Source organism: Caniella muris, assembly GCF_943193035.1.
In the GTDB taxonomy this organism is placed as follows: domain Bacteria; phylum Actinomycetota; class Coriobacteriia; order Coriobacteriales; family Atopobiaceae; genus Granulimonas; species Granulimonas faecalis.
The window spans coordinates 815009-833102 of sequence record NZ_CALPCK010000001.1 but is presented as its reverse complement, the minus strand read 5'-3'; the positions used below and the strand labels follow the sequence as shown (position 1 = coordinate 833102).

Below are 18094 nucleotides of genomic sequence, written 5' to 3'. Positions count from 1 at the left end.
CGTGCCGGGCCCCGGGGCACGCCCATGAAAGGAGCGATTAGATGTTCGACGGCGTGTTCTGCCCCTCGGTCACCGTGACCGACGACGAGGGCAACCTCGACCTCGACCTCTGGGGCCGCCACATCGACCACCTGGCCGAGGCCGGGATCGACGGCGTCCTCCTGTTCGGGTCCATAGGCGAGTTCTACTCGGTGAGCCTTGAAGACAAGAAGCGGGCCGTGTCCTTTGCCGTGGAGAGAGCGGCCGGGCGCATGAAGGTGTTCGTGGGCGTGGGCGACACCACCTTCTCCAACGTCCTCGAGCTGTCCCGCCATGCCGCGCGCTCCGGCGCCGATGCCGTGCTCGCGGTGTCGCCCTACTACTTCGGGCCGAGCCCGCAGTGCGCCGAGCGCTATTTCGGTGCCATCGCCGAGGCCCAGGACCTGCCGGTGGTCCTCTACAACTTCCCGGCCCGCACCGGCACCGACCTCACCCCCGACCTCGTCGCCTCCCTCGCCGCCCGCCACCCCACCATCTGCGGCATCAAGGACACCGTGGACTGCATCAGCCACACCCGCGAGGTGATCGGCGCGGTCAGGGCCGTGAACCCCGAGTTCTCGGTCCTCTCCGGCTTCGACGAGTACTACCTCGCCAACCGCTCCTCCGGCGGCAACGGCGTGCTCTGCGGCCTCACCAACGCCGTGCCCGAGGTGTTCTCCAAGATGGACAAGGCCTACAAGGCGGGGGACCTCGCCGAGGCGTTCGCGTGCTCCCAGATGATCTCGCGCTACATGGCGGTCTACGGGTGCGCGGACCTGTTCGTGTCGGCCGTGAAGGGGGCCGTGGCCGTGGAGGGGCTGCCCATCTCCACCCGCATCTTCGACCCTGCCGTCCAGCTCGACGACGCCCAGATGGATCGCATCGCCTCCATCCTCGGCGTCAGCCGGTAAAAGCCAGCAGGCGGGCCGAGCCCGCCGAGAGGAAGGAAGTACCGCCCATGGTCAACCGTTTCGTTCTCAACCCCGTCTCCTACCACGGCCCCGGGGCCGTGGCCGAGATCCCCGGCGAGCTGCTGCGCCGCGGGAAGTCCAAGGTCTTCGTGTGCACCGACCCCGGCCTGGTCAAGGCCGGCATCGCCGCCAAGGTGTGCGACGTGCTCGACGGCGCCGGCATCCCCTGGGAGCTCTTCTCCGACGTGAAGCCCAACCCCACCGTCGAGAACGTCCAGGCCGGCGTGGCCGCCTTCGAGGCCTCCGGTGCCGACGCCATCGTGGCCGTGGGCGGCGGCTCCTCCATGGACACCGCCAAGGCCATCGGCGTCATCGCCGAGAACCCCGAGTTCTCCGACGTCGTCTCCCTCGAGGGGGTGGCCCCCACCAAGAACCACGCCACCTTCACCGTCGCCGTGCCCACCACCGCCGGCACCGCCGCCGAGGTGACCATCAACTACGTCATCACCGACGTTGCCAGGAAACGCAAGTTCGTGTGCGTGGACGTCAACGACATCCCCGAGGTCGCCGTGGTCGACCCCGACATGATGGCCGGCATGCCCCCGGCGCTCACCGCCGCCACCGGCATGGACGCCCTCACCCACGCCATCGAGGGCTACCTCACCAAGGGGGCCTGGGAGCTCTCCGACATGTGCCACCTCGAGGCCATCCGCATCATCTCCCGCAACCTGCGCGACGCGGTGGCCGAGGCCGAGAGCGGCGAGCCCGGCAGCGGCCGCACCGCCATGGCCCTGGGGCAGTACATCGCGGGCATGGGGTTCTCCAACGTGGGGCTGGGCATCGTCCACTCCATGGCCCACACCCTCTCGGCCCGCTACGACACGCCCCATGGCGTCGCCTGCGCCATGCTGCTGCCGGTGGGGCTCGAGTACAACGCGCCGGCCTGCGGCGAGCGCTACCGCGCCATCGGCGAGGCCATGGGCGTCGAGGGCTCCGACAGCCTCCCCACCGACGAGGTGAACCGCCTCGTGGTGGCTGCCGTGGCCGAGCTCGGTGCCGACGTGGGTATCCCCACGGTGTGCGAGGGCATCGTCGAGGAGGACCTCCCCGACCTCGCCGCCGACGTCATGGCCGACGCCTGCTTCCCCGGCACGCCGCGCGACGCCGACGCCGAGACCATCATCGGGCTCTACCGCAAGATCATGTAGCCCTTGCTCTCACCCTGCGTCGAAGGCGCGCCGGACCCGTCGTCCGGCGCGCCTTTTCCCTGTGGCGAGAGGCGGGCCGCGGCGGCCTGGGCCACGTGACAGCGGTGCCGTCCTGCCCCTCCGCAACAACCCGTTTCTTGTCGGGCGCCCCTCCGCGCCCCCATCATGGGGTCATCGACCAACGACCTCGGGAGGAACCCATGGCCATGAAAGACGTCGTCGCCACCATCCGCAAGGAGTCCGGCCTCACCCAGGAGGAGATGGCCCGCAGGCTCTACGTGACCCGTCAGGCCGTCTCCCGCTGGGAGACCGGGGAGACGGCCCCGGGCATCGACATGATCAAGCTCATCTGCACGGTGTTCTCCGTGCCGCTGGAGCGCTTCTTCGAGATGCCCATGGAGTACTACTGCCAGTGCTGCTCCATGCCCATCCCCGACCCGTCCCTCCACGGCACCGAGGCGGACGGCAGCCCGAGCGACCACTACTGCAAGTACTGCTACGACGGCGGCGACTTCACGGCCAAGGACGTGTCCATGGACGACTTCATCGAGGCCACGGCCCAGCTCGAGGCCGACGCCATGGGCATCTCCCGGGAGGAGGCCGTCTCCCTCATGGGCACGCTGCTGCCGCACCTCGACCGCTGGCGCGGCGAGGCGGCGCAGGGGTAGCACGGCCCCTGCGCCCGCTCGCGCCCCGTCGGCTTCCCGATAACGCTTTTGGGAAGCCGGGAAGGCCTTGCGGCACCGGGCCGTCCTTCCCAAAAACCCTTCTGGGAAGTTTTTCCTTCCCAGAAGGGTTTCCGGGAACCTCTCCGGGGAAAAGGGCCTTCCCGTTTTGGATTCTGGGAAGGCCCGGCGCGGCAACGGGGCAGGCCCCCTTCTCGGGACGGCTTCTGGGAAAGGGGAGACCCTCTCCACGCACCACACAGACGGCAACGGAAGGGCGGCCCCCGCACCTCGAGGTGCGGGGGCCGCCCTTGATCGACCCGACGATGCCCGCCCGGGTCCCCTCGCCGGAGGGCCCGTCTCGGCGGTACCGGCTCAGCGGTACTGGCTCGGGTGCTTCTCGAAGAAGTCGGTCCTCGGCGGGAGCTCCACGAGCTTGTGGTCGGCCGCGGCCTCTCCCATGGCCCCCACGAGCTCCGTGACGCCCTCGAAGGCGTGGTCCCAGGAGAACAGCAGGTCGGCAGGGACGGCCAGGTGCTCGCGGACCTTCTCGCAGCCGGTGGGGGCGGCGGGGTGCATGAGCAGCGTCAGGGTGCGCAGGCTCCGGAAGGCGTCGGCGAGGGCGGCGGCATAGGCGTCCTCGTCGTCCTTGGCGGCCTTGGACGCGGCGTCCCAGCGGCGGTTGGCCTCGCGGCCGAAGGCGTCGGCCACGGAGAGGGCGCGCGTGAAGTCGAGCCCGTGCATGGCCTCCTCGAACGCCAGGGTGGCCTCGTCGCAGGCGGCCACGGTCTCCTCGCCCGGCGCCACCTCGGGCAGGCGGCCGCCCAGGTGCCGCTGGGCGCCGTAGAAGCAGGAGCGCGCCAGGCGGTTGAAGATGTTGGTGAGGAACGCACTCTCCTTCAGGGCCGGGTCCACCACGCGGGGGTCGTCCTTGACCAGGACCTCCTCGCCGGTCTTCTTGTCCTTGTGGGAGACGCTCGTGTCGAACGGCTTGGGGGCGAACGACACGGCCTTGGCGCCCAGGCCCAGCGACAGCCAGTGGCAGCGCAGCTGCTCGGGCGTGTAGAAGTCGAGCAGCTCGGCGGCCATGGGCGGCTTGACGGCCCCGGAGCTGGAGGCCTTCTTGTTCATGAAAAGGATGTGGTAGTTGGCCACGGGGGTGTCCTGGAACAGGCCCCACCCGAGGGCCTTCCATATGGCCGGCTGGGCCACGCAGTAGAAGTAGATGTTGTCCTGGCCGATGAACTGGAAGACCTGGGCGTCGTCGGCGCACCACCAGTCGCGCCAGTCCGCCCTGGCGTGGGTGTCGGGCACCGCCCCGGGCAGCGTGGCGTTGGCGGCGTGCTCCTCGGGCGTCTCGCCGAGCACGGTCTCGGTGAACGAGATGGGCGCCCAGAGCGACTCGGGCCAGCACCACACCGTGAGGCCGTCCACGCCGTCCATGGCCGGCGCCGGCACGCCCCAGTCGATGTTGCCGGTGATGCGGAACGGCAGCAGGCACTTGCCGGTGCGGAAGCGCAGGCCGGCGCCGTCGAGCACCTCGCGGGCGCGGTCCCGGGCCTCCCAGTCGGCGAACTCCACCGAGAAGGACTGCTGCCTGCCCTGGGGCTCGTGCACCGTGTGGGGCGGGAGCTCCGCGGCCACGGCGTCGAACTCCCCGCGCAGGTCGCACTTGAGGTAGATCGCCGGCGGCACGAGCGACTCGCGCACGGTCTTGACCACGACGTCGCGCACCTGGTCGTCGGTCTCCCAGTCGTCGTCGAGGCCCTCCAGGTAGTCCTGGAACCCCGGCAGGTCGAAGTACCAGTTGGCCACGGGCCGCAGCTCGGGCACGGTGCCCGTGACCTGGCTCACGGGGCGCACGAGGTCGGCCGGCTCGAACTGGTGGCCGAGGTCGCACTCGTCGGCGTAGGCCTTCTCGGACTTGCAGCCCGGCACGGGGCAGAAGCCCTGCACCTGGCGGCCGTTGAGGAACTGCCCGGCCTCGACGTCGTAGAACTGCAGCGTCTCGCGGAGCTTGAGGGTGCCGGCCTCGTGGAGGCGGCGGATGACGGCGTCGCTCATGGCGGCGTGGACGTCCTTGGCCGGGGCCAGGCCCGACCCGCCGTAGAAGTCGAGGGCCACCTCGTAGCTGGCGAGCGCGGCCTTCTGGGCCTCGTGGTTGGCGGCGACGTAGTCGGTGATGGTCCCCTCGTAGCCGTTCTCCGCCTTCTTGCGGAAGCCCTCCATGATGGGGGAGCCGTAGCAGTCGGTGCCCGAGACGAACAGCACGTTCTCGGCGCCGATGCGGTCGCGCAGGAAGCGGGCGAAGAAGTCCGCGGGGACGAAGACGCCCCCGATGTGGCCGAAGTGCAGGCCCTTGTTGCCGTAGGGCATGCCGGCCGTCACCACGGCGCGGGCAGGGAATGAGGGGCGGTTGGCAGTGGGCATGGCATACCTCGCGGTGGTCGCGTATCGTGTGGTCAACCCGTCCATTATGGCCCATCGGGAGGTGCCGTGCGCGACCTGGGGATGACGACGGTCGAGTCCTTCGACCTCACGGCAGACGACGCCTGGCTGGCCTCCGTGGCCCGCGGCTCCCTCGTCGTGGTCGCCGCAGGCCTGGTCCTCGACGTGCTCCTCGCCGTCGCCACGCCCGTGGAGGCGGTGGGCGTCCCCTGGCTCGCCGCGGTGGCGTTGGTCTCGGCCGTGGCGCTGCCGGTGCACGAGCTCGTCCACGGGGCGGCGTTCAAGCTGCTGGGCGGCCGCGGCCTCAGGCTGCGGTTCGGCTACATGCCGCCGGGCATGCTCTACACCTGCGCCGACGGCGCCGTGCTGCCGCGCCGCTCGTTCGTGGCCGTGCTGCTCGCCCCGGCCGTGCTCCTCTCGGCCGCGTTCCTGGCGGGCGGCGCGCTGCTCGACGTCCCGCTGGCCGGCGTCACCTGCCTCTGGCTGCACCTCTCGGGCTGCACGGGCGACCTCGTCATGGCCCGGCGCGTCTCTGCGGCGGAGGCCCCCTACGTGCGCGACACCGCCCGGGGCTACGACCTCGTGGCGCCCGGCCCCGCACCCGTGGGGGAGGGGGAGCGGTGAGCGCGCCGGTGCCGGTCGCCGTCCACGCCTGCTGCGGCCCGTGCTCCCTGGAGCCCGTGCGGCTGCTCCGCGAGGAGGGCATGGAGCCCACGGTCTTCTGGACCAACCCCAACATCCAGCCCGTGGCCGAGCACGACCGGCGCCTGGCCACCCTCCTGGAATGGGCCGAGGGGGAGGGGATCGAGGTCGTGACCTGCGGGGACGACCGCACCCTCTGGGAGCGCGCCGTGGCGCCCAAGGGATTCGACCGGGGGGCCCGCTGCCGCGCCTGCTACGCCCTGCGCCTGGCCGAGACGTGCCGCGCCGCCCGGGAGCGGGGCTTCTCGCTGGTGACCACCACCCTGGCCGTGTCGCCCCACCAGCTCCACGACACCTGCGACGAGGTGCTCGTGGCCTGCGCCCGCGCCCACGGCCTGGAGCCCGTGGTGCGCGACTTCCGGCCGGCCTACCCCGAGGCCACGCGGCGGTCGCGCGAGCTGGGCATGTACCGGCAGAACTACTGCGGCTGCCGCTTCTCGGCCGTGGAGGCCGCGCTCGAGCGCGCCGAGGCCCGCGAGGAGCGCCGGCGCCGCCGCGAGGGGGCCCGGGCCAGGACGTGACGGCGCCCCGGGAGGCTTCCGGCGCGCATCGGTGGTATAACCCTCATGTTTTGCCGCGCGTCCCAGGGAGCCAAGCCATGAAGACCGACGATTTCGACTACGACCTGCCCGAGGCCCTCATCGCCCAGGCCCCCGCGGAGCCCCGCGACAGCTGCCGCCTCCTCGTGCTGGACCGCGAGGACGGCTCGGTGGAGCACCGCACCTTCACCGACATCGTCGACTACCTGGAGCCGGGCGACCTGCTCGTTGCCAACAAGACCCGTGTGCTGCCGGCCCGCCTCGTGGGGCGCAAGCCCACCGGCGCCGTCTCCGAGACGCTGCTGCTCCGCCGCCGCGAGGATGTGGACCCCCTGGGCGGCGTCTGGGAGTGCCTGGTGAACCCGGGCAAGCGCCTCAAGCCCGGCGCCGTCATCGAGTACCGCGCCGGCGGCCTCCACGCCCCCGAGGGTGCCGAGGTCGTGCTCACCGGCGAGGTCCTGGACTTCGTGGAGGGCTCCAAGGGCGGCCGGCTCGTGCGCTTCTCGCCCGCCGGCGGCCGCACCCTCGACGAGGCCATGCACGCCGTGGGCCACGTGCCGCTGCCCCCCTACATCACCTCCTACGAGGGCGACCCCGAGAAGTACCAGACCGTCTACGCCATGGACGAGGAGCACTCCGCCGCCGCACCCACGGCCGGCCTGCACTTCACGCCGGCCCTGATCGACCGCCTCGCAGCCCGGGGCGTGGGGATGTGCTTCGTGGAGCTCGAGGTGGGGATCGACACGTTCCGCCTCGTGGAGGAGGACGACCCCGCCGACCACGTCATGCACACCGAGCGCTACCACGTGCCGGCCGAGGTCGTGGAGAGGGTGAAGGCCGCCAAGGCCGCCGGGCACCGCGTGGTGGCCGTGGGCACGACGTCCGTGCGCTCCCTCGAGAGCGCCTTCGACCCCGAGGCGCCGGCCGACAGCCCCGCCGTCGTCGCGCGCCGCTTCGAGGACGCGCCCGACTCCGCCGCCGTGTGCGGCAGGGGGGACCTCGTGGAGCGACGCGACGCCACCACGGACCTCTTCCTCATGCCCGGCTCCACCTTCCACGTGGTGGACGCCATGGTCACCAACTTCCACGTGCCCCGCTCCACGCTGATGATGCTGGTCTCGGCCTTTGCCACGCGCGACCAGATCATGGCCGCCTACGGCGAGGCCGTGGACGAGGGCTACCGCATGCTGTCGTTCGGCGACGCCATGCTCATCAGGTAGGCTGCGGGGCCTTCGCCTCCTGGGTCCGGCGCTTTGCACCACGGGGGCTCCGGCTCGGCCCGCGGCCCGTATCTGGCGATACAGGCCGCGGGCCGAGAGGTCGCCCCCTTTGATGCAAAGCGCAGGACCGCCTGTGACCCCGCTGCAGGGAGGGCCTAGGGGTGCTCTTCGGGGGCCGGGGCTCGGCGAGTACCGCTCGGCTCCGTGACAGTGGTGCCTGGCCCATCTGTCACTTCGCCTATTTCATCATTGAAGTATCACCGCCATGCCGGAAGGGCCTTTGGCATGGTTTTGGGGCGGCAGGCATCAGAAAACCCATGCCGGAGGGGCCTTCGGCATGGGTCTGGGCGCCTCTCGGACGGGAGAACCCATGCCGGAGAGGCCTTTGGCATGGTTCGGCACCCGCGCTGCCCGCGTGGCCACCCCAGCGCGGCGCCGCCGGGGGAGGCCCTAGGCGGAGAACGCCATGAACAGCACCGCCAGCACGATGACGGCGGCCACCACCACGAGGATGAAGGCCACGCGGCTGCGCAGGGTGCGCTGGCGCAGGTCGCGCTCGGTGTCGGCCAGCGTCTGCACATGGATCTCCTGGCGCTCGGCGGCGGCGCTGTTGTCGGCCACGCGGTCGGCCAGGGCGCCCGTCTCCTCGGGGTGGGCCACGATGTCGGCGGCCTCGTCGAGGGTCGCCTGGGCCTGGGACTCGGCCTCCTGCTGCGCGGCGAGGTCCTGCTTGAGGGTGCGCACCTGCTTCTGGGCCTCGATGAGCAGGTCCTCGGCGTCGGCCTCCGCCGCCTTGGCGCGCTCCTGCTCGCGGTCGAGGTCCCGGGCCCGCTTCTTGGCCTCCTTCTTGGCGGAGTCGGCCTCTCTCTCGGCCCCCTCCAGGACCTTGCGGGCGTCGGCGAGGTGCGCCTCGGCGGCCTCGATGGCGGGCGCCGCCTCGCCCGGGGCGGCCTTGGCGTCGTCCTGGGCGCGGGAGAGGCGCGCCATCTCGGCGGTGGCCTCGGCCTTCATCGAGGAGAGCTGCTTCGGGTCGGCGTCGGGGTCGCGCTGCATGGAGGAGATCTCGGACTGCAGGCGCGTGAGGCGCTGGCGGGCGTTGTCGGCGGCCTTGTTGGCGGTGGCCACGCGGGAGTCGCGCCTCTTCGTGAGGTCGCGCACGGCACCATCGGCCGTCTTGGCGGCCTTCTTGGCCTCGGAGAGGGTGCGGGCGGCGTCGTCGGCCGTGGACTTAGAGCTGTCCGCAAGGTTCTTGTAGGGACGGAGGTCGCGCTCGTTCCTCGCCTTGAGCTCCTCGAGGTCGCCCTCCCGGGCCCCCACCTCCGCCTCGGCGGCGGCGATCCTGTCCGAGAGGTCCCGCTGCGCCCGACGGGCCGCCTCGAGGGCGGCGGTCTGCCTGGCGACGAGCTCGTCGTAGGTCTCCTCCACCTCGCGGCGGTGGGCGAGCGTGCGGCTGTCCTCCTCGATGGTGGCCTTGAGCTCGGCCAGGCGGTCGGCGGCCTCCCCGTGGGCGCGCTTGGCCTGGCTCACGGCGCGCATGGCGCTCCAGCCGCTCACGGTCTCCTGGCCCAGCGCCCCCGCGGCCTTGCGGGCGCTGTCGGCCACGGTACCTGCGGCCTTGCGGGCGCGGTCCACGACGTCGGGGGCTGCGCCCGCCTCGGGGCCGTCGTCGGGGGCGCTGCCATCAGCCGCGCCATCCGCCGCTGTGTCATCAGCCGCAGGGGCGTCGTCCCCGGCGGCCGTCCCGCCGTCGCCGGCCGGCCCGTCCACGGCGTGCCCGCCCGTCCCCGGGGCGTCCTCCGCCGCCGCGGCCGCGTCCGCCCGGTCCTCCGTCACGTCCGTGCCCCGCAGGTCGTCCTGCGCCTGCCCGTTCTGCCCGGCATTGTCCGCCATGGGACCTCCCAAAGCCGTTCCATCCGTATGTGAACCACTGTACCCGCCCCGGCGCCGCGTTGCCGCCGGGCCTGCCTCCCCGCCCCCGCCGCACCGGCCGCCGCTGCTAGACTGGCCCCACCGCGAACACTCTGGAGGACCCGTGAGCCAGCAGCCTTTCCCCTTCACCTTCGACGTCGTCGCCGAGGACCCCGCCACCCACGCGCGGGCCGGCGTGCTCCACACGCCCCACGGCGACGTCCCCACCCCCATCTTCATGCCCGTGGGCACCAAGGCCACCGTCAAGGGCCTCATGCCCTCCATGGTGCGGGACCTCGGCGCCAAGATCATCCTCGCCAACACGTACCACCTGGCCATGCGCCCCGGCGCCGAGCTCGTCGCCCAGATGGGCGGCCTGCACGCCTGGGAGCGCTGGGACGGCCCCATCCTCACCGACTCCGGCGGGTTCCAGGTCTTCTCCCACGGCGACCACGTGCGCCTGTCCGACGACGGCGTGACCTTCCGCGCCGTGGACTACGACGGCTCCTACGTCACCTGGACGCCCGAGGAGAACATGCGCATCGCCGAGCTCCTCGGCTCCGACATCTGCATGCAGCTGGACGTCTGCCCCGGCTACCCCTGCGAGCGCTCCTACCTCGAGCGGGCCGTGGACCTCTCGAGCGCCTGGGCCGAGCGCTGCTGGAGGGCCCACACCCGGCCCGACCAGGCGCTCTTCGGCATCGTCCAGGGCGGCATGGACCTCGACCTGCGCCTCAAGAGCCTCCGGCGCCTCGAGGACATCGGCGATTTCCCGGGCTACGGCATCGGCGGCTACTCGGTGGGGGAGAGCCACGACGTCATGTTCGAGACCCTGGCGCCCCTCGCCGGCGAGTACATGCCGCGCGACAAGCCCCGCTACCTCATGGGCGTGGGCAACCCCACCACCCTCGTGGAGGGCGTGGGCGTGGGCGTGGACATGTTCGACTGCGTGCTGCCCACCCGCACGGCGCGCACGGGCACGGCCTTCTCCGACGAGGGGCGCCTCAACCTCAAGAACGCCTGCCACCGCGCCGACCCCCGTCCCATCGGCGAGCATTGCGGCTGCCCCGCCTGCGCGGGCGGCTTCTCGCGCAGCTACATCCACCACCTGGTGAAGCAGAGGGAGATGCTCGGCGGCATCCTGCTGTCGCTCCACAACACGTGGTACCTCCTCGACCTCATGGCCCGTGCGCGCCAGGCCATCCTCGACGGCCGCTACGGAGCCTTCATGGCCGAGTACCGCGACCGCCTCGACGGCCGCCGCGACTTCTAGGCCCCGCACCCCGCGCGGCCGCCGCGCTTCCGACCCGGCGGGGCGGCTTCCACGGCGGGGCGCCGTCGTCGTGGCATACTCAAAGACCACGAGAGGCGGGCCGCGGCCCGGGGAGGGCGGTGTGCCATGGCAGGGCTTGACCGGAGCGACCGGTGGCGCGTCCTCGAGGCCGACCCCGCCGTCGAGCAGGCCATACGCCAGGCCTTCGGCGTCCCGGCCCTCGTCGCCCGCGTGCTGGCCGCCCGCGGCCTCACCGACCTCGACGCCGTGGGGCGCCTCCTCACGCCGTCCCTCGGGCGCGACTGGCTCGACCCGCTCGACCTGCCGGGCATGGCGCAGGCGGCGGACCGCGTGGAGCGGGCCGTGCGCGACGGGGAGACCGTCGCGGTCTTCGGCGACTTCGACGTCGACGGCATGAGCTCCGCCGCCCTGCTCACCCTGGCCCTGCGCGACCTCGGCGCGACGGTCCACGCGTTCATCCCCCGGCGCTTCGGGGAGGGCTACGGCCTCTCCGCCGCCGCCCTCGAGCGCGTGGCGGCCGCCTGCTCGCCCGACCTCGTCGTCACCGTGGACAACGGCATCGCGAGCGCCGACGAGGTGGCGGCCGCCGTCGCCCGCGGCATCGACGTCGTGGTGACCGACCACCACGAGCCCGGCTCCTCCGTGCCCCGGGGCGTGCCGGTCACCGACCCCAAGCTCGACCCAGAGAGCCCGTCGCGCGACCTCGCCGGCGCCGGCGTGGCGCTCAAGCTCGTCTGTGAGCTGGGCCGCCGCCTGGGCCGGCCCGACCTCTGGCGCGGCTACACCGACCTCGCCAGCCTGGGCACCGTGAGCGACATGATGGAGCTCGTGGGCGAGAACCGCGCCCTCGTGGCCGACGGCGTCGCGTCCATGCGGCGCACCTCCCGGCCGGGCCTCGTGGCGCTCGCCGCCTCCAGCCGCGCCGACCTCTCCTCCATCGAGGCCGACGACCTGCCGTTCTCGCTCGTCCCACGCCTCAACGCCGCCGGGCGCATGGGCGACGTCGACGTGGCGTTCGACCTGCTCGTCTCCCAGGACCCCGTGGAGGCCGCCACGCTGGCGGGCCGCCTGGAGGCCATCAACGACGAGCGTCGGGCCACGGAGGCGTCCATGGCCGCCTCGGTGACGGCCCGGGCGGCCGAGGAGTACGACGGCGGGCCCTGCCTCGTGCTGGGAGGCGAGGGGTGGCACGAGGGCGTCAAGGGCATCGTGGCCAGCCGCATGGTCAACCGCTACCACGTGCCCTGCCTGCTGTTCTCCGTGGCCGACGGCGAGGCGCGCGGGTCGGGCAGGTCCGTGGGGTCCGTGGACCTCTTCCACGCCGTGGAGGGCTGCTCGGACCTCCTCACGCGGTTCGGCGGCCATGCAGGCGCCGTGGGCGTCACCCTGCCGGCCGACCGCCTGCCGGAGTTTCGCGACCGCCTCTCGGGGGAGCTCTCCGCCCTGCCCCCGGAGCAGTTCGCCTCGGTGGGGGAGGTGGCCTGTGTCGTCACCCTCGACGAGCTCACGATGCCCGTGGTCCAGGGCCTCGACCTCCTGCGCCCCTTCGGCCAGGGCAACAAGAAACCGCTCCTCGCCGTGCGCGGCGTCACCATGTGCTCCGCCGCGGCCGTGGGCGCCACGGGGGAGCACGTGCGCTTCTTCGCCAGCGACGGCGCCAGCTCCGTGGCGGCCATCATGTTCCGCGCCCCGGACGTGGAGCGGGCGCTCTCCTGGGAGGGCGCCGTGGACCTCGTGTTCGAGGCCGTGGTGGAGACCTGGCAGGGCCGCTCCAAGGTCAAGCTCATGGTGCGCGACATCCTCTACCGCGACGGCGCCCCCGGCGACGGCGGGGACGGGGGCGAGGGCCCCGCGTGCCCCGACGACGCGCCGGCCCCCGGTGCGGCCGCGGACGGCGGCAACGCCGCAGAGGACGGCCCCGACCCCGCGTCCGAGCGCGCCCGCCTGGCGGCCCTCGACGCCCCCGGGCTCACCGACGCCCTGCGCCGCTCCCTCATCGGCGACCGCGACCTGCTGCCCGCCCAGGCCACCGCCCTGGACATGCTGGCCGAGGGCCAGTCGGTCCTCGAGGTCATGGCCACCGGTCGCGGCAAGTCCCTCGTCTTCCACCTCCACGCGGCGCGCCTGGCCGTGGCCGGCGGACGGGCCTCCGTGCTCGTCTTCCCGCTCCGTGCCCTGGTCAACGACCAGGCCTTCCACCTCGAGCACACGTTCGCGGGGCTCGGCATCGGGGTGCGCGTCCTCACGGGCGAGACCCCCGCCCACGAGCGCGACGCCGCCTTCGCCGGCCTCGCCGACGGCTCGGTGGACGTGGTGCTCACCACGCCCGAGTTCCTCTCCATCCACCGAAGACGCTTCGCCGCCTCGGGCCGCGTGGGCCTCGTCGTGGTGGACGAGGCCCACCACGCCGCCATGGGTCACGGCGGCGACCGCGCCGCCTACCAGGACATGCCCGAGGTCCTGTCCCTCCTCGGGTCGCCCCAGGTGCTCGCCGCCACCGCCACGGCGTCGGACTCCGTGGCCCAGGAGGTCTGCCGGCTGCTCTCCGTGGACCGTGTGGTCGTGGACCGCACCGTGCGGTCCAACCTCTCCGTGGTGGACCACCGCGGCCTCCGCGACCGGGGCGCCTACGCCGCCTCCGTGGCGTCGTCGGGGGAGCGGTGCATCGTCTACGTCAACACCCGCGACGCCGCCTGCGCCGTCGCCCGCGAGTTGCGGCACCGGCTGCCCGACCTCGCCCACCGCGTGGCCTTCTACCACGGCGGCCTGGACCGCGGCCGCCGCGTGGCCGTGGAGCGGGCCTTCCGGTCCGGCCGGGTGAGCTGCGTGGTGGCCACCTCCGCCTTCGGCGAGGGGGTCGACCTCCCCGACGTCCGCCATGTCGTGCTCTGGTCGCTGCCCTTCGACACCGTGCAGTTCAACCAGATGAGCGGCCGCGCCGGCAGAGACGGGCGCCCGGCCTGGGTCCACGCGCTCTTTGGCCCCGCGGACGCCCCCACCAACGACGCCGTGCTCTCCTCGGCCGCGCCGGCCCGCGAGGCCCTCGTGGCCCTCTACCGGGCCCTGCGCACCCTGGGCGCCCCGAGCGGCGGCACCGTGGCCGAGTCCGACGGCCAGGTGCTCGACCTCGCCCGCACGCTCCCCGGCGGCGCCGGGCTCACCGAGGCCGCGGTCTCCTCGGGCATCGGCGTCTTCAGCGAGCTCGGCTTCTGCTCCCAGGAGGGCTTCGGGGACGGCCGGCGCCTCTCCATGGCCCAGAGCCCGGGCCACATGGAGCTCACCTCGTCGGTGCGCTACCGCGAGGGGCAGCGGAGCCGGGAGGGGTTCCGCACGTTCTCCGAGTGGGTCCTGCACGCCCCGGCCGAGGCCCTGGCCGAGCACATCGACCGCCCCATCGCCCCCACCTTCGGGGTTCTGTGCGATAGTTGAACCCAACCGTAAAAAACGAGGGGAGGGGCAGGTCATGGATAGCACGGAGGTCCAGGGCGTCCACGCCACCCCGAGAGTGGGCGCAGACAACTACGGCCAGCTGAGAAAGACGTGCGAGCTGTACATGACGCCGGCCCAGATGGCCAAGGTCGAGGAGGCCTACCTCTTCGCGGCCGACTTCCACTCCGAGCAGAAGCGCCGGAGCGGCGAGCCCTACATCAACCACCCCGTCGAGGTGGCCCTGATCCTGGCCCACGACCTGCGCATGGACGACGACGTCGTGTGCGCGGCCCTCCTCCACGACACCGTGGAGGACACGCCGGCCACCAAGGACCAGCTGCAGGACCTGTTCGGCCAGACCGTGGCCGACCTCGTGGACGGCGTGACCAAGCTCACCAACATCGACGTGGGCTCCACCGACGAGAAGCAGGCCCTCAACCTGCGCAAGATGTTCCTCGCCATGTCCAAGGACATCCGCGTGGTCATCATCAAGCTGGCCGACCGCCTCCACAACATGCGGACCCTCGCCGCCCTCAAGCCCGACCGCCGCCAGTTCAAGGCCCGCGAGACCATGGACGTCTACGCGCCCCTGGCCGACCGCCTGGGTATCAGCTCCGTCAAGTGGGAGCTAGAGGACCTCTCCTTCTTCTACCTCGAGCCCGAGGAGTACCAGCGCATCGCCCGCATGGTCCAGGAGTCGCGCGAGCAGCGCCTCGTGGCCACCGACGAGGCCATCAAGGTGCTGGACGACGAGCTCAAGGGCGCGGGCCTCTCCGGCTACCAGATCACGGGCCGCGCCAAGCACCTCTGGTCCATCTACCAGAAGATGCAGCGCAAGAACAAGGACTTCTCGGACATCTACGACCTCATCGCCCTCCGGGTGATCACCGAGACCGTGGGGGACTGCTACTCGGTCCTGGGCTCGGTCCACTCGCTCTGGCACCCCCTGCCCGGGCGCTTCAAGGACTACATCGCCACGCCCAAACCAAACCTGTACCGCTCGCTCCACACCACGGTCATCGGTCCCGACGCCCGGCCCATCGAGATCCAGATTCGCACCAAGGAGATGCACGAGCAGGCCGAGTACGGCATCGCGGCCCACTGGCTCTACAAGAGCTCGGGCAACTCAAGCGGCGCCATGAGCTCCAGCGACCAGTCCATCGACCTCACCATCTCCCACATCCGCCGCAGCCTGGACTGGGCCGTGGAGGGCGAGATCGACGACCCGAGCCGCTACCTCCAGGACCTCCGGGTGGACCTCTTCGACGACGAGATCTTCATCTTCACCCCCAAGGGCGAGGTCATGAGCCTCAGGCGCGACTCCACACCCCTGGACTTCGCCTATGCCGTGCATACCGAGGTGGGCAACCACTGCGTGGGCGCCCGTGTCAACGGCGCCGTGGTGCCGCTCACCTACCACCTGCAGACCGGCGACCGTGTGGAGATCCTCACCAACAACAACTCCAAGCCGTCGGCCGACTGGGTCAACATCGTGCGCACCCCCTCGGCGAGGGCAAAGATCCGCAAGTACTTCACCTCGGTGAACAAGGGCACCGACGCCGAGTCGGGCCGCTCCATGCTGGCCGTCGAGCTGCGCAAGAAGGGCTACGGCATCTCCACGAGGCGCTCCGTGCGCGCCATCGCCAAGGTGTGCGAGACGCTCAAGTTCACGACGCCCGACGACCTCTTCGCCGCCATCGGGTCCAACAAGCTCTCGCCCAAGTCGGTGGCCAACAAGGTGGAGAACGTGCTCGAGGAGGGATCGCCGGCCCAGCTCGCCGCCGCCAAGAAGGCCGCAGAGGAGGCCGAGGAGTTCAAGAGGGTCTTCTCCGAGGACCGCCCCATGCTGCCCACCCACGGCGCCAACCGGGCGCGCCGCCAGCAGGAGCGCAAGCGTTCCAACTGCGGCGTCGTGGTGAAGAACGACCCCGACCTCCTCGTGCACCTGGCCCACTGCTGCAACCCCGTGGCCGGCGACGACATCGTGGGCTTCATCACCCGCGGCCGCGGCGTCTCCGTGCACCGCACGAGCTGCCCCAACGTCAAGGGCCTCATGGCGCACCCCGAGCGCATGATCGACGTCGCCTGGGACACCAGCGGGGCCACGCAGTTCCAGGTCGAGATCGTCGTGGAGGCCACGGACAGGATCGGCCTTCTCAAGGACGTGACGATTGCCCTGGCCGACGCCGGGGGAAACATCCTCTCGGCGGCCACCCAGGTGACCTCGTCGGGCCTCGCGCGCCTGCGCTTCCTCGTGCTCATCTCCGACGCGAGCCTGCTCGACCCCCTCCTGGCCGCCGTCAGCCGGGTGCCCAGCGTCTACGACGCGCGGCGCATCATGCCCGGCGAGGGTGCCAACCAGATGAAGAGGAGGGCCTGACATGGCCGAACCCATGGACGAGCGAGAGATCGAGGACCCCGAGGACTCCCATGTGGAGATCCGCGCCTTCACCGTGGGTCCCATAGAGACCAACTGCTACGCGCTGGTGAGCGACGGCCACGCCATGGTGGTGGACCCGGGCTTCTGCGGCGCCGGGATCGCCGGGCAGCTGTCCGACGTCACCGTGGACCTCGTGGTGGCCACCCACGGCCACGGCGACCATGTGGGCGGCGTGGCCGCGCTCCTCGAGGCCTTGGGCGGCGACGTGCCCTTTGCCATCGGCGCGGGCGACGCCGAGCGCGCCATGCACGCCGGCGGCGTGGGGAGCCTGGGTATCGCCTACGATGACGATGCCCCCGAGCCCTCCCGCCTGCTCCGCGAGGGCGACACCGTGACCGTGGGCAGCGTGACCATGGCCGTCATCGAGACCCCGGGCCACACCGAGGGCGGTGTCATCCTCCTGGGCGACGGCATCGCGTTCACCGGCGACACCGTCTTCAAGGGCACCGTGGGCCGCACCGACCTCGTGGGCGGCGACCCCGAGGTGATGGGGGAGACCCTGGAGCGCCTCAAGGGCCTCATCCCGCCCGAGACCGTGCTGCTCCCCGGCCACGGCGAGGCCACGACCATGGCCGACGAGCTCCGGGACAACCCCTACCTCAACGGCCGGGCCAGCCGGTAGGGGCGAGATGGGCGAGGCCGTGGGCCTGCGGCGCCTCTGCTAGAATGGCTGGGCCCGCCCGAGTGGTGGAATGGCAGACACGGGGGTCTCAAAAACCCCTGGGGGCAACCCCGTGTGAGTTCGAGTCTCACCTCGGGCACCATGAGAACACGCAGCTCCCGGCACCTGTTTTGGCGCCGGGAGCTTTCTTTTCTTGTATGCATTTCCGGGCGCTCAAGGGAATGCAGTGGAACGGCCGGGTTTTCGACATCGGCGGCTGTCCCAATGGTCGGACACTTTTGTCCCACCACCCGGACACTTTTGTCCCATTTTTCCGACGGTTGGTTCCCCCCCCGCCGTCCAGGCGGGGCCGTGCGCGCCATGGCCACCCTGTAGGGGCGCCCTGTAACGGGGTCTTGCGGCAAGTGCCCCGTACGGGGCGGCAGGTCGCGCATCGAGGCTGCCTCGGGCGCCAAAATCCACCCTCCAAGACCACTTTGCGGCAGAATCCTCTTAAAGGGCGCACGGCAACGCGGGCTTGCGCCAAAGGGTCCTTACAGGGGGCCCCTAGAGGGCGGCCCTGTCGCGCACGGCCGAGATAAGGGGCGGCGCCCGATGCCGTGCGGGGCCATGGGTCGGCGACATCTCGCCCCGGGGCCCAGCACCCTCGCATCCCGGCCCGGGGCCCGGCCTCCCGCCCCCCAGACCCTG

At 71.8% G+C, this 18094-nt stretch carries 12 protein-coding genes and 1 tRNA gene; 11 read left to right on the top strand and 2 right to left on the bottom strand.

Annotated elements, in window-relative coordinates:
* Positions 1-41 precede the first annotated feature (41 nt).
* The 3 genes from NFR49_RS03730 to NFR49_RS03720 all read left to right on the top strand — a co-directional run bounded on the left by NFR49_RS03730 (position 42) and on the right by NFR49_RS03720 (position 2805).
* Positions 42-929 carry a dihydrodipicolinate synthase family protein gene (locus NFR49_RS03730; protein ID WP_251158315.1) on the top strand — a complete coding sequence of 296 codons (888 nt, stop codon included), beginning with the start codon at positions 42-44 and terminating at the stop codon, positions 927-929.
* Positions 930-976: 47 nt separating this feature from the next.
* Positions 977-2137, top strand: a complete 1161-nt coding sequence (gene fucO / locus NFR49_RS03725) for a lactaldehyde reductase (protein WP_251158314.1) — start codon at positions 977-979, stop codon at positions 2135-2137.
* Between the two features lie 200 nt (positions 2138-2337).
* Complete coding sequence (locus NFR49_RS03720) at positions 2338-2805, top strand: zinc ribbon domain-containing protein (protein ID WP_251158313.1); 468 nt, start codon at positions 2338-2340, stop codon at positions 2803-2805.
* Between the two features lie 372 nt (positions 2806-3177).
* On the opposite strand, the gene NFR49_RS03715 is transcribed toward NFR49_RS03720, so the two are convergent.
* A complete protein-coding gene (locus tag NFR49_RS03715; protein ID WP_251158312.1) occupies positions 3178-5232 on the bottom strand; it encodes a class I tRNA ligase family protein in 2055 nt (684 codons plus the stop codon).
* Between the two features lie 66 nt (positions 5233-5298).
* On the opposite strand from NFR49_RS03715, the gene NFR49_RS03710 reads away from it, so the two are divergent.
* From NFR49_RS03710 to queA, 3 genes are all read left to right on the top strand, one after another.
* Positions 5299-5874, top strand: a complete 576-nt coding sequence (locus NFR49_RS03710) for a DUF3267 domain-containing protein (protein WP_251158311.1) — start codon at positions 5299-5301, stop codon at positions 5872-5874.
* Positions 5871-6473, top strand: coding sequence for an epoxyqueuosine reductase QueH (locus NFR49_RS03705; protein ID WP_251158310.1), 603 nt, complete (start codon positions 5871-5873; stop codon positions 6471-6473). The genes NFR49_RS03710 and NFR49_RS03705 overlap by 4 nt, the downstream gene beginning before the upstream one ends.
* Before the next feature lie 77 nt (positions 6474-6550).
* Entirely contained in the window at positions 6551-7711 is a 1161-nt protein-coding gene (gene queA / locus NFR49_RS03700) for a tRNA preQ1(34) S-adenosylmethionine ribosyltransferase-isomerase QueA (RefSeq protein WP_251158309.1), read from the top strand.
* Positions 7712-8161: 450 nt separating this feature from the next.
* Here queA and NFR49_RS03695 read toward each other — a convergent pair whose 3' ends face one another.
* A complete protein-coding gene (locus NFR49_RS03695; protein ID WP_251158308.1) occupies positions 8162-9601 on the bottom strand; it encodes a coiled-coil domain-containing protein in 1440 nt (479 codons plus the stop codon).
* 142 nt (positions 9602-9743) lie between these two features.
* Here NFR49_RS03695 and tgt point away from each other — a divergent pair, with 142 nt between their 5' ends.
* The 5 genes from tgt (at position 9744) to NFR49_RS03670 (ending at position 17546) form a co-directional block, all read left to right on the top strand.
* On the top strand, positions 9744-10892 hold the full coding sequence (tgt, locus tag NFR49_RS03690; protein ID WP_251158307.1) for a tRNA guanosine(34) transglycosylase Tgt: 1149 nt from the start codon (positions 9744-9746) through the stop codon (positions 10890-10892).
* Positions 10893-11018: 126 nt separating this feature from the next.
* On the top strand, positions 11019-14342 hold the full coding sequence (gene recJ, locus NFR49_RS03685; protein ID WP_251158306.1) for a single-stranded-DNA-specific exonuclease RecJ: 3324 nt from the start codon (positions 11019-11021) through the stop codon (positions 14340-14342).
* Positions 14343-14376: 34 nt separating this feature from the next.
* On the top strand, positions 14377-16722 hold the full coding sequence (locus NFR49_RS03680) for a RelA/SpoT family protein (RefSeq protein WP_251158305.1): 2346 nt from the start codon (positions 14377-14379) through the stop codon (positions 16720-16722).
* 1 nt (position 16723) lies between these two features.
* A complete protein-coding gene (locus NFR49_RS03675) occupies positions 16724-17404 on the top strand; it encodes an MBL fold metallo-hydrolase (protein ID WP_251158304.1) in 681 nt (226 codons plus the stop codon).
* Positions 17405-17460: 56 nt separating this feature from the next.
* Positions 17461-17546 (top strand) — tRNA-Leu (locus NFR49_RS03670).
* The last annotated feature ends 548 nt before the right edge of the window (positions 17547-18094 follow it).

Coding starts and splice junctions, on each gene's coding strand:
- NFR49_RS03730 (WP_251158315.1), top strand. CDS start 42: ATGTTCGACGGCGTGTTCTGCCCCTCGGTCACCGTGACCGACGACGAG.
- fucO (WP_251158314.1), top strand. CDS start 977: ATGGTCAACCGTTTCGTTCTCAACCCCGTCTCCTACCACGGCCCCGGG.
- NFR49_RS03720 (WP_251158313.1), top strand. CDS start 2,338: ATGGCCATGAAAGACGTCGTCGCCACCATCCGCAAGGAGTCCGGCCTC.
- NFR49_RS03715 (WP_251158312.1), bottom strand. CDS start 5,232: ATGCCCACTGCCAACCGCCCCTCATTCCCTGCCCGCGCCGTGGTGACG.
- queA (WP_251158309.1), top strand. CDS start 6,551: ATGAAGACCGACGATTTCGACTACGACCTGCCCGAGGCCCTCATCGCC.
- NFR49_RS03695 (WP_251158308.1), bottom strand. CDS start 9,601: ATGGCGGACAATGCCGGGCAGAACGGGCAGGCGCAGGACGACCTGCGG.
- recJ (WP_251158306.1), top strand. CDS start 11,019: ATGGCAGGGCTTGACCGGAGCGACCGGTGGCGCGTCCTCGAGGCCGAC.
- NFR49_RS03680 (WP_251158305.1), top strand. CDS start 14,377: ATGGATAGCACGGAGGTCCAGGGCGTCCACGCCACCCCGAGAGTGGGC.
- NFR49_RS03675 (WP_251158304.1), top strand. CDS start 16,724: ATGGCCGAACCCATGGACGAGCGAGAGATCGAGGACCCCGAGGACTCC.